Origin of the sequence: Brevundimonas sp. UBA7507 (assembly GCF_002478355.1) — a bacterium.
In the GTDB taxonomy this organism is placed as follows: domain Bacteria; phylum Pseudomonadota; class Alphaproteobacteria; order Caulobacterales; family Caulobacteraceae; genus Brevundimonas; species Brevundimonas diminuta_D.
On the sequence record NZ_DLNP01000013.1, the window covers coordinates 584,269 to 597,241 of the forward strand.

At 68.5% G+C, this 12,973-nt stretch carries 13 protein-coding genes; 7 read left to right on the plus strand and 6 right to left on the minus strand.

What is annotated here, in order from left to right; all coding sequences use genetic code 11:
- The first annotated feature begins 19 nt into the window (after positions 1-19).
- Positions 20-1,069: an alanine racemase gene (gene alr, locus B3D50_RS10345; protein WP_286951084.1), complete on the plus strand. Its 1,050-nt coding sequence runs from the start codon at positions 20-22 to the stop codon at positions 1,067-1,069.
- A 43-nt stretch (positions 1,070-1,112) separates the two neighbouring features.
- Here alr and B3D50_RS10350 read toward each other — a convergent pair whose 3' ends face one another.
- Positions 1,113-1,730 (minus strand): Yip1 family protein, encoded by a 618-nt coding sequence (locus tag B3D50_RS10350; RefSeq protein ID WP_286951085.1) that lies wholly within the window; start codon positions 1,728-1,730, stop codon positions 1,113-1,115.
- A gap of 161 nt (positions 1,731-1,891) precedes the next feature.
- Here B3D50_RS10350 and radA point away from each other — a divergent pair, with 161 nt between their 5' ends.
- From radA to B3D50_RS10380, 6 genes are all read left to right on the plus strand, one after another.
- Positions 1,892-3,265, plus strand: coding sequence for a DNA repair protein RadA (radA, locus tag B3D50_RS10355; protein WP_286951086.1), 1,374 nt, complete (start codon positions 1,892-1,894; stop codon positions 3,263-3,265).
- 33 nt (positions 3,266-3,298) lie between these two features.
- Positions 3,299-3,835, plus strand: a complete 537-nt coding sequence (locus tag B3D50_RS10360; RefSeq protein WP_286951087.1) for a CvpA family protein — start codon at positions 3,299-3,301, stop codon at positions 3,833-3,835.
- 81 nt (positions 3,836-3,916) lie between these two features.
- Entirely contained in the window at positions 3,917-5,422 is a 1,506-nt protein-coding gene (gene purF / locus B3D50_RS10365; RefSeq protein WP_286951088.1) for an amidophosphoribosyltransferase, read from the plus strand.
- A gap of 6 nt (positions 5,423-5,428) precedes the next feature.
- Entirely contained in the window at positions 5,429-5,770 is a 342-nt protein-coding gene (locus tag B3D50_RS10370) for a VOC family protein (protein ID WP_286951090.1), read from the plus strand.
- A gap of 39 nt (positions 5,771-5,809) precedes the next feature.
- Positions 5,810-6,571: an SDR family NAD(P)-dependent oxidoreductase gene (locus B3D50_RS10375; protein WP_286951091.1), complete on the plus strand. Its 762-nt coding sequence runs from the start codon at positions 5,810-5,812 to the stop codon at positions 6,569-6,571.
- Positions 6,572-6,602: 31 nt separating this feature from the next.
- On the plus strand, positions 6,603-7,883 hold the full coding sequence (locus tag B3D50_RS10380) for an O-antigen ligase family protein (protein WP_286951093.1): 1,281 nt from the start codon (positions 6,603-6,605) through the stop codon (positions 7,881-7,883).
- Between the two features lie 76 nt (positions 7,884-7,959).
- On the opposite strand, the gene der is transcribed toward B3D50_RS10380, so the two are convergent.
- The 5 genes from der to B3D50_RS10405 all read right to left on the minus strand — a co-directional run bounded on the left by der (position 7,960) and on the right by B3D50_RS10405 (position 12,953).
- A complete protein-coding gene (gene der, locus B3D50_RS10385; protein ID WP_046654295.1) occupies positions 7,960-9,585 on the minus strand; it encodes a ribosome biogenesis GTPase Der in 1,626 nt (541 codons plus the stop codon).
- Between the two features lie 31 nt (positions 9,586-9,616).
- Positions 9,617-11,038 carry a PQQ-like beta-propeller repeat protein gene (locus tag B3D50_RS10390; protein ID WP_286951094.1) on the minus strand — a complete coding sequence of 474 codons (1,422 nt, stop codon included), beginning with the start codon at positions 11,036-11,038 and terminating at the stop codon, positions 9,617-9,619.
- Between the two features lie 24 nt (positions 11,039-11,062).
- Positions 11,063-11,842 carry a tetratricopeptide repeat protein gene (locus B3D50_RS10395; protein WP_286951095.1) on the minus strand — a complete coding sequence of 260 codons (780 nt, stop codon included), beginning with the start codon at positions 11,840-11,842 and terminating at the stop codon, positions 11,063-11,065.
- 144 nt (positions 11,843-11,986) lie between these two features.
- The gene (locus tag B3D50_RS10400) at positions 11,987-12,406 is read right to left on the minus strand and encodes a hypothetical protein (protein WP_286951096.1); all 420 of its coding nucleotides are present in this window, start codon (positions 12,404-12,406) and stop codon (positions 11,987-11,989) included.
- Positions 12,396-12,953 (minus strand): RNA polymerase sigma factor, encoded by a 558-nt coding sequence (locus tag B3D50_RS10405; RefSeq protein ID WP_286951097.1) that lies wholly within the window; start codon positions 12,951-12,953, stop codon positions 12,396-12,398. Before B3D50_RS10405 ends, B3D50_RS10400 begins: the two co-directional genes overlap by 11 nt.
- Between the last annotated feature and the right edge of the window lie 20 nt (positions 12,954-12,973).

The window sequence follows — 12,973 nt, forward strand, 5'->3', positions numbered from 1 at the left end:
GCGGCCTATAACCGTCGCCATGACCTCCCCCGCCTTCGCTCCCGCCATCCTCAACGTCGATCTGGACGCGCTCGCCCGCAACTATCGCACCCTGGGCGCCGTCAGCGGCGCGCCGGTCAATCCGGTCGTGAAGGCCGACGGCTACGGCCTGGGCGCCGCCGCCGTGACCCGGCGCCTGATGGCCGAGGGCGCGCGCACCTTCTTCGTCGCCCGCGCGGCCGAGGGCGTGCGTCTGCGCGAGGCGATAGGGCCTGAGCCGGTCATCTACATTCTGGACGGTTGCCACGGCGATGGCGCCGCCATGCTCAAGGCGTCCAACCTGCGGCCCGTCATCAACCACCCGACCCAGCTTCAGATCTGGCAGGCGGCGGGCGGCGGGGCCTGCGGGCTTCAGATCGACACCGGCATGAACCGCCTGGGCTTTCGCGTCGAGGACGCGCCCGAACCGTTCGAGGGTCTCGAACTGGTGATGACCCATCTGGCCTGCGCGGACGAACCGTCGAACCCGCTGAACCGCGCCCAGCGCGACGCCTATGCGGCGGCGGCGGCCCGCTATCCGGGCGTGACACGCTCCTTCGCCAACTCGGGCGGCTGCTTCCTGGGGCCGGACTTCGCCTTCGACGTGGTGCGGCCGGGCATCTGCCTCTACGGCGGCGGGCCGGAAGGCCGCCCGCACGAGAAGATCGCCCCCGTCGCCAGCCTCATCGCCCAGGCGGTGCAGGTGCGCGACGTTCCGTCAGGCGAAACCGTCGGCTATTCCCAAGGCTATAAGGCGGAGCGGCCGATGCGCGTGGCCACCGTTGGCGCGGGCTACGCCGACGGCGTGCTGCGCTCCTACAGCCCCACGGGGCAGGTCTTCATCGCGGGCGAGATGCGGCCGATCATCGGCCGGGTGTCGATGGACGTGCTGGCGGTCGACGTGACCGGCCTGGACGTCAAGGCGGGCGATCTGGTGGAGATCTTCGGCGCCAACCGCCTGATCGACGACGCGGCGGCGGCGGCGGGCACCATCAGCTATGAGCTGCTGACCTCGATCACGCCGCGCGTGCCGCGCGTCTATCAGGGCTGAATAGCAAAGGGCTGAGGCGCAAGGCCCCAGCCCTTCTTCAGACTTAGCTCAGGGCGAACGCCGTGGCGCCCGCGCCGACAATGACGAAGCTGGCGATCACCGCGCCGACGATGGCGAAGACGATGACGTTCAGGATGATGGCCGCGACCACTACCACGATGGTGTAGCCCAGCGCCTTGTCGGCGGCGGTCTTCATCAGCGTCGGCAGACCCAGATACATCAGATAGAAGCCGTACAGGCCCAGCAGGCCCGCCAGCCAGCCCAGCATCGGCAGGACGTTCAGCACGCCCGCCACCCAGGCGGCGGTCATGGAATAGACGGCGACCTGCATCGCCTTCACCGGATTCTTGGTCCCGCCGAAGGTCGGCGCCAGGGCGTCGATGATCAGGCCCAAGATGTAGACGCTCAGCAGGCTCAGCACATAGCTCAGCGCGCCCGCCAGCACCGGACCGAACAGGCCGCGATGACCGAAGGCGATCTGGCCCACGATGGTCGCCACCGCCGGAATGGCCGCCAAGACGACGGCGTAGCTGGTGAACAACCCCTTGATGCTGGCGCTTTCGGCGTCGATGACCGGCCATTCGAACTTGGGCCGTGTCAGGATGTATTTGACCCGCGAGACGAGCGAGGGATCGACGGCGGGGGGGTTTTCCAGGGTCATTCGGTAGCCTTCTGGGCGGTTGAGTCGGATCACGGCCTTATCATGTCAGAATGACGGCTGTGTGGATGCCGACGCAAGCCCGCACTCTCCCTATGACAGTTTCGGACGTAAACCGATCCGACCCGCCTGCCCTCGCCCGTCTGATCTGGTAGGTCTGGGCCATGGCGCGCGACTCTCTTCTCTTCGTCTGCAAATCCTGCGGGGCGGTTCATTCCAAATGGGCCGGGCAATGCTCGGCCTGCGGCGAGTGGAACGTCCTGGTCGAGGAATCCAAGACGGCCCCACCCGGCGCCCTGAAGCCCGCCTCGACCGCGCGCGGGCGCGGGGTGCAGTTCGAGACCCTGCAATCCGACACGCCTGAGCCGCCGCGCATCGTCACCGGCGTGACCGAGTTCGACCGCGTCTGCGGCGGCGGCGTGGTGCCGGGCTCGGCCATCCTGCTGGGCGGCGACCCCGGCGTCGGCAAGTCGACCCTGCTGCTGGAGGTCACGGCCAAGGCGGCGCGCAACGGCGCCAAGGTCGCCTATATCTCGGGCGAAGAGGCGATCGAGCAGATCCGCGCCCGCGCCAAACGCATGGGCGTGGCCGACGCCGACGTCTCGCTGGCCTCCGCCACCGCCCTGCGCGACATCCTGACGACTCTGAAGCGCGACCCGTTCGACATCGTCATCATCGACTCCATCCAGACGCTGTGGAGCGATGCGCACGACGCCGGCCCCGGCTCCATCACCCAGGTGCGCGCCTGCGCCGCCGAACTGGTGCGGCTGGCCAAGAACGGCGGCCCCGCCATCGTCCTGGTCGGCCACGTCACCAAGGACGGCCAGATCGCCGGGCCGCGCGTGGTCGAACACATGGTCGACGCCGTCCTCAGCTTCGAGGGCGAGCGCGGCTATCCCTTCCGCATCCTTCGCGCGGGCAAGAACCGTTTCGGCGCCACCGACGAGATCGGCGTGTTCGAGATGGGCGACGCCGGCCTGCGCGAAGTGCCCAACCCCTCGGCCCTGTTCCTAGGCGAAGGCAAGGACCGGGCGCCCGGCGCCGCCGTCTTCGCCGGGATCGAGGGATCACGCCCCGTTCTGGTAGAAATACAGGCTCTTGTCGCGCCTTCTGCATACGGCACGCCAAGGCGAGCGGTCGTCGGCTGGGACTCCGGCCGCCTGGCCATGCTGCTGGCGGTTCTGGAGGCGCGCTGCGGTCTGGGGTTCGGCGACAAGGACGTCTATCTAAACGTCGCGGGCGGGATGCGGATCAATGAACCCGCCGCCGACCTGGCCGCCGCCGCCGCCCTGATCTCCTCGGCGCTGGACATGCCCCTGCCCCAGGGCTGCGTCGTCTTCGGCGAGATCGGCCTGTCGGGCGAGGTCCGCGCCGTCGGTCGCGCCGAGGCCCGCCTGCGCGAGGCCAAGAAGCTGGGCTTCGAGCGCGCCCTCGCGCCGCCACAAGCCAATGGCAAGGTGAAGAAGGGCGATGTCGCCCTGACCGTCCTCACCCGCCTGGCCGACGCGGTCGAGCGAATCTCCCAGAACCGCTACTAAGGCGCGTTACCATCCTTTGAGGCCGCAGAGCGCGTGACCGGCTACGATGTCTTCGTGATCCTGGCCCTGCTGGCCTCGGGCGCCGCCGGATGGTTCCGGGGCGGCATGCGCGAGCTCACGGCCCTGTTCAGCTTCATGTTGGCGGCGCTGCTGGCGCTGATCACCCTGCCGTGGACGGCGCCGATCGGGCGAAATCTGGTCGACCCCGACTGGGCCGGGTCGGTGCTGGCCGTGGGGCTGGTCTTCGTCATCCTATACTTCGGCCTGCGTTTCCTCGGTTCGGCCATTTCGCAGGGCGCGCGCGGCCATGCCCTCGGCGTGCTGGACCAGACGCTGGGTCTTGCTGTCGGCCTGATCCGCGCCCTGGGCCTGATCGGCGCGGTGCACCTGGTCATCATGGGCGCCATGCAGGACAACCCGCCGCGCTGGCTGTCCGAAGCCGCCACCGCCCCGGTCAGCGAAGGCGCCGCCCGCGCCATCCAGATCGTGCTGCCGACCCTGGGCAAGGGCGCCGACGCCCTGACCCCTGTGGTCGGTTCTTCCGTTCGCGAAGGGTTTTCCGACCAATGAGGCTTGCCCCGGACGCCTGGGCGGCTTACGTGCGCGGCGCCGCCCTTTGAGTTATCCTTCCCCGGTCATCGGAGCCTGACGATGCGCCACCATATCGCCGAACCCGTCGTTCACCGTGAGCATTGGCGTGAGCCGGAAGACGACCAGCTGCGCCTCGAATGCGGCGTCTGCGGCGTCTGGGGCGCGCCCGAGAACGAGGCGTCCTCCATCGTCGCGCTGGGCCTGCACGCCCTGCAGCATCGTGGCCAGGAAGCCTGCGGCATCGCCAGCGTCCACGACGACCGCTTCTACACCGAACGGCACCAGGGACTCGTCGGCGACGCCTTCGGCAACGCCGAACTGACGAAACGCCTGCCGGGCCAGGCCTCCATCGGCCACACCCGCTACTCCACCGCCGGCGGCAGCTTCCTGCGCAACATCCAGCCGATGTTCGCCGATCTGGATCAGGGCGGCATCGCCATCGCCCACAACGGCAACCTGACGAATTTCAAATACCTGCATGCGCAACTTGTCTCGGAAGGCGCGATCTTCCAGTCCACTTCGGACTCCGAGGCCATCCTTCACCTGATCGCCCGCAGCCGTAAGGCCAAGATCGTCGACCGCTTCATCGACGCCCTGAGCCGGATCGAGGGCGGCTACGCCCTGGTGGCCCAGACCCGCTACAAGATGATCGGCGCGCGCGACCCGCTGGGCATCCGTCCCCTGGTGCTGGGCAAGGTCGGCGAGGCCTGGGTGCTGGCGTCCGAGACCTGCGCCCTGGACACCATCGGCGCCACCTTCGTGCGCGACGTCGAACACGGCGAGGTCGTGGTCATCGACGAGGAGGGCCTGACCTCGATCAAGCCCTTCGCCGCGCGCGCCGCCCGTCCGTGCCTGTTCGAATACGTCTACTTCGCCCGTCCCGATTCCGTCGTGAACGGCCTGTCGGTCTATGACGTCCGCAAGGAGATGGGCCGTCGCCTGGCGCGTGAACACACGGTCGAAGCCGACATCGTGGTGCCGGTGCCTGACTCAGGCGTTCCCGCCGCCCTCGGCTACGCCCAGGAAAGCGGCCTGCCCTATGAAATGGGCATCATCCGCAGCCACTATCTGGGCCGCACCTTCATCCAGCCCAGCCAGGGCGCCCGTCAGAAGGGCGTGCGGATGAAGCACAGCCCCAACCGCGCCGCCCTGGAAGGCAAGCGCGTCGTGCTGATCGACGATTCCATCGTGCGCGGCACCACCTCGCTGAAGCTGGTCCGCTCCGTACGCGCGGCGGGCGCCAAGGAGGTTCACCTGCGCTCGGCCAGCCCGCAGATCCTCTTCCCCGACTTCTACGGCATCGACATGCCCGAGCGGTCGCAGCTGATGGCCGCCACCCACAACATGGAAGAAATGCGCGCGGTTCTGGAGGTCGATTCCCTCGGCTTCCTGTCCATCGACGGCCTGTATGACGCCCTGGGCGCCGGACCACGCAACGCCGCCAGCCCGCAGTACACCGACCACTACTTCACCGGCGACTATCCGACCCGCCTGCTGGATCGTGAGATCGAGGAAGGCGGCCGCGATCCGCGCGGGAAGCAACTTTCTCTGCTGGTGACCGCTTAAGGCTGGATGATCCAGCTCGGCTACTTCACGCTCGACACCCCTGACGTCGACAAGGCCCGCGCCTTCTACGCGGGCCTGTTCGGCTGGCGCTTCGACGAGGCCTCGTCCAGCCCGACCTACGCCCATGTGGCCGGGTCCGACCCTGCCTTCGGCCTCACCAAGGGCGAGCACAAGGCCTTCCCCAATCTCTATTTCCGCGTGGACGACATCCACGCCGCCTGCGCCCGCGTGACCGAGCTGGGCGGCCGCGCGGCCGTGCCGGCCGAGAGCCCGTCCGGCCTGTCGGTCGTGGTCAGCGACGATCAGGGCGTCAGCTTCAGCCTGTGGCAGCCCGCACCGGGCTACTGAGCCTTTCGCCCGGCGTCCGGCCGCGCTATCAGCGGCCCCATGTCCGAACACGCTTCCCTCCCTCTCGCCAACCGCGTCGCCCTGGTCGTCGGCGCCTCGCGCGGCATCGGCCGCGAATCCGCCCTGGCCCTGGCCAAGGCCGGCGCCCACGTCGTCGCCGCCGCGCGCACCCAAGGCGCCCTGGAAGAGCTGGACGACGAGATCTTCGCCGCCACCGGCCAGCACGCCAGCCTCGTCCCGTTCGACCTGGTGGACGGCGGCGCCATCGACCGCCTGGGCGGCGCCCTGTTCCAACGCTTCGGCAAGCTGGACATCTGGGTTCAGGCGGCGGCCACCATGGGCCCGTCGGGCCTGACGCCGGTCGCCCACGCCGAACCGCGCGAGTTCGCCAAGATCGAAAAGATCAACTTCACCGGCGTCTACCGCCTGATCCGCTCGCTGGAGCCGCTGCTGCGCGCCTCGGACGCCGGACGCGCCATCCATCTGACCACCAGCGTCGCCAGGCAGCCGCGCGCCTTCTGGGGCATGTACGCCGCGACCAAGGCGGGCGCCGAGGCCCTGGTCAAATGCTGGGCCGACGAGATCGAGAGCACGCCGGTGCGCGCCAGCATCGTCGATCCGGGCCGGATGCGGACGCAGTTGCGCGCCCAGGCGTTCCCGGGCGAAGATCCCAGCGTTCTGCCGCATCCTTCGGAGATCGGTCCCCTGATCGTCGAACTGGCCCGCCCTGATCTCACTCCGCCTCTGACGGTCAGCTTCAAGGAATGGAAGCAAGGCCTGTCGGCGGACGCCCTGGTCTAGGGTCTTCATGCCGACAGGACCGGCGACGGACGTGCGAACCGCGACAAGCTCAACGCTGCGTCGTTCGTCCCTGCCGCTGGTCCGCGCCGCCCCGTTGGCCGACGTTGTGGCGCTGATCGCTTCAGTCGGCCTGATCCTCACCTATGTCGGCTTCTGGAGCGCGCCGCTGACCGACTACGGCGCGCGCTCGGCTGACTTCCTTCGCAACTTCTACTATCCGGCCTATCTACTGGCTGTGGTGCTGGTCTGCATGAAGCCCGAGCGCGCGATCAGGGGCATGGTCCGATCGCCGCTGCTGATCGCCCTGCTGCTGCTGACGGCGGCCACCTACTTCTGGTCCATCATGCCCGATCTGACGGCTCGGCGGATTCCGGCCCTGCTGTTCACCACCCTGGCGGGCGTGGCCCTGGCCTCGCGGTGGAGCTGGCGCAGCCTGACCGAGATCATAGCGGGAACCCTCGGCGCCCTGGCCGTCCTCTCCTTCCTGCTGGGCGCGCTGCTGCCCGATTTCGGCCGGATGCAGGAGCTCTTCCCCGGCGCCTGGCGCGGCCTGTGGCTTGAGAAGAACGGCCTGGGCCATGTCATGGTGAAGACCACCATCTTCCTGCTGGCCGCGGGCGTCATGGCTCCCGAGCGGCGCAAGCTGTGGTTCGGCCTGGCGGTCGTCTCCGTGGCGTTGGTCATCCTGTCGACCTCGAAGACGGCCCTGCTGGTGCTGCTGCTGTCGCTCAGCGCCATGGGCTTCGTCGCCGTGGTGAAGTCCGGCCCCCTGCGCGCCGTCGTCGCCACCTGGTTGGCTGTCGTGGTCGTCATCGGCGGCGCCCTGCTGATCTCCGCCGAAACCGACGTCGTGCTGGGGCTGTTGGGCAAGGACGCCACACTGACCGGCCGCACAGAAATCTGGTCCGGCATCATGCAGCAGATGTCCGAGCACCCCTGGCGCGGCTTCGGCTACGGCGCGGTATGGGACGACCCCAGCTTCACCGGCCCCAAGGCCTGGATCGGGCACCAGGCCCACTTCATCCCGGCCAACGCCCACAGCGGCTGGCTGGAGATATACATCGCCCTGGGACTGGGCGGCGTCATCCTGTTCGCCCTGTGGCTGGTGCAGATATGGGCGCAATCGCTATGGGCGGCCTACACCAGTCCCGGCGGCTGGGTGGCCCTGCCGATGATGGCCTCCTTCACCTTCACCATGCTCAGCGAGAGCATCGCCATGAACTGGCATGAGCTGCGCTGGGTCGTCATGGTCGCCCTGGCCCTGAAGCTCGCGCTCGGCGACGAACCCGAACAGCCCAGTCGCCCACGCTGATCACCGCGCAAGGCGGAGCGATCAGCGCAGATCTGAGCAATGGGCGAAAGACGTCCCGTTGGCCGGGACGACATCGTCAGCGCTTGGCGCCGCCCTTCTGGCCCGTGCGGACGCGGCCCGAGCGGGACACCTGGCGTGCGCCGCCGCGCGCGCCCTTGCCGATGAAGGCGTTGGAGCCCGCCTTCTTGGACGCGCTGGCCTTCAACCCGCCCAGAGGCTTCACCTTGGGCTTGATGCCGGCCTTGGCCTTCTGCTCCAGCGCCTTGCCGGGCAGGTTGGACAGCTTCTCGGCCTTCTCGGCCTTGATCACCCGACGCGGGGCGGTCTTGGCGTCGCCCTTGAAGCGTTCCGGGCCGGACTTGGCGCCGCCCTCGGCATAGGGGTTGGCCGAGCCCGACTTGACGTTCAGGCGGATCGGCGTGCCGTGCAGGTCGAAGCTCTCTCGGATCGAGTTGATCAGATAGCGCTTGTAGTGTTCCGGCATGGACGCGGCGCGGCTGGCCATCAGCACGAACGTCGGAGGACGCGCCTTGGTCTGGGCCATGTATTTCGGCTTGATGCGCTTGCCGTCCACGGCGGGCGGCGGGTGTCTCTGGGTCGCCAGGGACAGCCAGTCGTTCAGATCCTTGGTCTTCACCTTGACCGACCAGGTGTCATAGGCCTGAAGCACGGCGGGCATCAGACGCTCGACGCCGCGGCCGTTGAAGGACGACAGCGCCACGAAGGGCGAACCGCGCAGCTGCGGCAGCTTGTCGTCGGCCAGGCGCTTCAGCTCGGCCAGGCGCGACTGCGGCTCTTCTTCCAGATCCCACTTGGACGCGACATAGACGAGCGCCCGCCCTTCCCGCTCGACCAGATCGGCCAGTTGCAGGTCTTGGGTGTCGAAGGCGTCGTCCTTGTCCATCACCATGATCACCACCTCGGCGAAGGTGATGGCGCGGATGGTGTCGGCGACCGACAGCTTTTCCAGCTTCTCCTGGACGCGGGCCTTGCGGCGCATCCCGGCGGTGTCGATCAGGCGGATGTTCTTGCCCTCCCAGACCCAGTCCACCGAGATGGAGTCGCGCGTGATGCCGGCTTCCGGGCCGGTCAGCAGGCGGTCGTCGCCGATCAGGCGGTTGATCAGGGTCGACTTGCCCGCGTTCGGACGGCCGATGACGGCGATGCGGATCGGCTTTTCCGGCTCGTCGACTTCCTCGATGAAGATGTCCTCCGACGCGGCCAGGATCGCCTGATACAGGTCGGCCATGCCCTCCCCGTGCTCGGCCGAGATCGGCACCGGCTCGCCGAAGCCCAGGCCGTGCGCCTCGCCCACGCCGCCGCCGCTTTCGCGGCTTTCCGACTTGTTGGCCAGCAGGACGACGGGCTTGTGCACCTTGCGCAGGCGGTCAGCGAAGATGCGGTCCAGCGAGGTCACGCCTTCGCGCGCGTCCATCATGAACAGGATCAGGTCCGCGTCCTCGATCGCCGCCTCGGTCTGCTCGCGCATCCGGGCTTCCAAGCTTTCGTCGGTGACGTCCTCATACCCCGCGGTGTCGATCAGGGTCAGATCCATGTCGCCGATCACGCCGTCGGCGTAGCGGCGGTCTCGGGTCACGCCGGGGCGATCATCGACCAGCGCAAGGCGCTTGCCGACGAGGCGATTGAACAGTGTCGACTTGCCCACATTGGGGCGGCCGACGATGGCGACCTTCAGAGCCATGTCGGCCTTCTAGCTTAAATCGGTGAAAAGGTCAGCGGATGCTGACCAGTTGGCCCTTGTCGGTCAGGACATAGAGGGCGCCGTTGTAGGCGGCCGGGGCGATATAGGCGGCCGCGCCCAGCTTCAGGCTGCCGGTCTGGGCGCCGGTCTTCGGATCGAAGGCCACGGCCTCGCCGTCCGAGTTAACCAGAACCAGACGGTTGGACGCCAGGATCGGACCGGACCAGACCGGACGCACGGTGCGCTTTCCGAAGCCCAGGAAGCCGCCTTCCTTGCGGACGCGGCCCTGGTTCAGGTCGCGCGACCAATAGACCTGGCCCGTCTCGCGGTTGACCACGGTCAGTTCGCCCGCCTGGGACACCACATAGACCACGTCGCCGACCGGCAGGGGCTGGTTCACCCCGACGATGGGCAGGGACCATTTCGGCTGGCCGCTGCGCAGGTCCATCACCTGCATCACGCCCGACTGGCTGATGGCGTAGACCTGACCGCGGCTGACGACCGGACGACCGGCGATGTCGCGCAGTTCAGACAGGGCGCTGGTGCGGCTGGTGCGCGACAGCACCTGCTCCCACACCGGCTGACCGTTGGTGGCCTGCAGGGCCACGATCTGACCGGACGAGAAGGGCGCCACCACGGTGCCGCCGCTGACCGCCGGGCTGGAGGCGCGCATGATGCGGGCCGGCTCGGTGATGCCGCGATAGGACCAGTCCTGCTGGCCGTTGGCCACGTTGAAGGCCATCAACTGGTTGTCGACGTCGACGACATAGACGCGTTGGCCCGCCACCGTCGGCGCGCCGTGGATCGGCAGGTCGACCGGCGTGCGCCACAGCTCGGCGCCCGTATTGGCGTCGAAGGCCGTCATGACGCGATAGCCCGACGAGACGAAGACCTTGCCGCCGCTGACGGCCACGCCGCCGCCGAAGCCGCCGCCGCCCTTGCCGCCGCCCAGGCCGATGCCCAGGAAGCGGCGGCCGCGATCAGCCTCCTCGACCTTGACGCTGGCCTTCCACAGCACCGCGCCGGTTCCGGCGTCCACGGCGGTCACGCCCGCTTCGCCGTCCAGCACGAAGATCTTGCCGTCCTCGGCCACCACCGGGGACATGACCTGGCGATCATTCGCCGAGCCTGCGCCGATGTCGCGCCGCCAGGCGACGGTGAACTCAGGCGCGGCGATCACATGCTCGACCGCGTTCTCGGCGTTGCCGCCCGGCTGGCTCCAGGCGGTCGCCGCCTGCGGGCCCGGCAGGAAGAAGTCACGACCCGACAGGGCCGCCGAAGGCGCGAGTTGCTGCTCGAACTGCAGGATGGAGACACGCTGTCCCTCGGTCGCCGTCGCAACCGGCTCCTTGTCTCCGCCCAGACCGAACGGCAGGGCGTTGCGGACCGTGCCGCATGACGCGACGGTCAGGGCCAGACCGCTCAACAGGGCGACTTTAAGGGTTTTGGTCATGGTTGGCGTCCCGAGGGAGTCAAATCAGGGGGCAGGCGTCGCGGCGGGCGCTTGAGCCGGGGCCGCAGCCTCGGCCGGAGCGGCGACGGCGGGAGCCGCCTGGCCCGGAGCGGGCGTCGGCAGCGCAGCGGCGGCCTTGACGATGGCGGCCAGATTGGCGGCCGTGCCGGTGTCGACGGCCTGAACGGCGGCCTGGGCGCGCTGGCGCACCGGGTCCGGCACATCCTGGCCGAGTTGCAGTTGCACGAAGGTCTGACGCGCCTCGGCGGTCTTACCGTGCTGCAGCTGGGCCATGGCCAGGGCTTCCTGGGCGAAGGCCTGCATCGGGCGCTTGTCACCGGTCAGCGGCTCCAGGCGCTTCTGCACGTCTTCCAGCGAGGCCGTGTCCATGACCAGGAAGACCGCCTTCAGGGCGGCGATGTCGGACAGAATCGGATCCTGGGCGGCCTTGGCGGCTTCATCCAGCAGAGCCACGGCCTCGGTCGTCTTGTTCTCGGCCTGGGCCAGACCCGCCTGCTGCATCAAAGCCAGGGCCTTGTAGCCGCCACCGGCCTTGGCCGACTCGGCGAAGGCGGTCTTGGCTTCGGCGGGCTTGCCCGCCTGCAGCGCCTGAACGCCCTGCTCATAGGCGGCCGAGGCCTTGTCGGCCTGCGAACTCACATAGGATTGCCAGCCCCACCAGGCCAGCGCGGCGACCAGGGCGACCGCCAGCAGCCCGCCAAGAATCGGCAGCCAGGTGCGAGCCAGACGCTTATAGCGTTCGGAGCGAAGCTCCTCCTCGACCTGTTCGAAGACATCAACCACGAAACGTCGCCCCAAAAATGCAGCCAAGGCCGATCATAAAAACGCCGCGACCCTAGAGGTTCGGCGTCACGGCCGCAACGCAGGCGTTGGGCGCGAAACGGCTTTTTCCAGCCCTAAGCCGGGACTGGGGCGGGAAAACGGCGCTCAGATCTGTTGCGACAGCTTCACAACGCCCGCCGCCAGCAAGGCGACCAGCACCCCGGCCGTGGCCCAGAACATCTGCATCCCGCCCATGGAGCCAATGGAGCCGAGGGCCGCATCGCCCAGCCCGCTCCGCTCCAGCAGCGACTGAAGCGCCAGCCCGCTCTGGGCTCCGGCCGAATCGACGCCGCCGCCCGCCTGGGCGGTGAAGCCGTTCGGTCCCAGTTGGAAGTTGACGCCCAGCAGTTCGCGCACCGCGATCAGGCCCCCGATCACCCCCGCCGCCGACAGGGCCACGGACCGCACGCGCGAGGCCTTGTTCAGCCGCGCGGCCACGTCCGCTTCAAAGAAGACCGAATCGGGAAAGTGCGGCGTCTGCGCGAACAGGCGCTCGATCGTCGGGTCGAATTCATCAGCCGACATGAGATGCGCTCCCGATTGTAACCGGCCCCGGCTGGAGCCGGGCCCGAAGTTTATCCAGACCACGCTTGACATGAGATTTCACCGTTCCAAGCGGCAAATTCATGGCCGCGGCGATTTCCGGGTGCGACAGGCCCGGGCCGTGACACAGGGAGACGCACAGGCGTTCCGCATCGCTGAGACCGCGCAGGGCCTCATCCAGATCGACGCGGCCGATGCTGTCGACGGCAGGCGCGACATCTTCCGTTTCGGTTTCAGCCACATAGCGCGCCTCCTTCGAAATGCGCTTCAGATACATGCGGGCGGCGATGCGCTTGACCCAGGCGGCGAAGGTGCCCTCGCCCCGGAACTCGGCGCATTTCTCGAACGCCAGCAGAAAGGCGTCCTGGGCCAGGTCGTCGGCCAGCGCAGGCTGGGCGCCCATGCGGCGCAGCAGGCCCCGCACCGCCGAGCCGTGCCGACGAACCAGTTCGCCGAACTCGCGGCGGCCGCCGCCGGCCGCAAGCCCGGCCAACTCGACGTCGTGCAGATCGCGTAAGTCTCGGGCCATGACGGCTTTCCCTGTTCCGA

What these genes read in the sequence shown, in the direction of transcription:
- alr (WP_286951084.1), top strand. Translation starts at nt 20, where the DNA reads ATGACCTCCCCCGCCTTCGCTCCCGCCATCCTCAACGTCGATCTGGAC.
- B3D50_RS10350 (WP_286951085.1), bottom strand. Translation starts at nt 1,730, where the DNA reads ATGACCCTGGAAAACCCCCCCGCCGTCGATCCCTCGCTCGTCTCGCGG.
- radA (WP_286951086.1), top strand. Translation starts at nt 1,892, where the DNA reads ATGGCGCGCGACTCTCTTCTCTTCGTCTGCAAATCCTGCGGGGCGGTT.
- purF (WP_286951088.1), top strand. Translation starts at nt 3,917, where the DNA reads ATGCGCCACCATATCGCCGAACCCGTCGTTCACCGTGAGCATTGGCGT.
- B3D50_RS10370 (WP_286951090.1), top strand. Translation starts at nt 5,429, where the DNA reads ATGATCCAGCTCGGCTACTTCACGCTCGACACCCCTGACGTCGACAAG.
- B3D50_RS10375 (WP_286951091.1), top strand. Translation starts at nt 5,810, where the DNA reads ATGTCCGAACACGCTTCCCTCCCTCTCGCCAACCGCGTCGCCCTGGTC.
- der (WP_046654295.1), bottom strand. Translation starts at nt 9,585, where the DNA reads ATGGCTCTGAAGGTCGCCATCGTCGGCCGCCCCAATGTGGGCAAGTCG.
- B3D50_RS10390 (WP_286951094.1), bottom strand. Translation starts at nt 11,038, where the DNA reads ATGACCAAAACCCTTAAAGTCGCCCTGTTGAGCGGTCTGGCCCTGACC.
- B3D50_RS10400 (WP_286951096.1), bottom strand. Translation starts at nt 12,406, where the DNA reads ATGTCGGCTGATGAATTCGACCCGACGATCGAGCGCCTGTTCGCGCAG.
- B3D50_RS10405 (WP_286951097.1), bottom strand. Translation starts at nt 12,953, where the DNA reads ATGGCCCGAGACTTACGCGATCTGCACGACGTCGAGTTGGCCGGGCTT.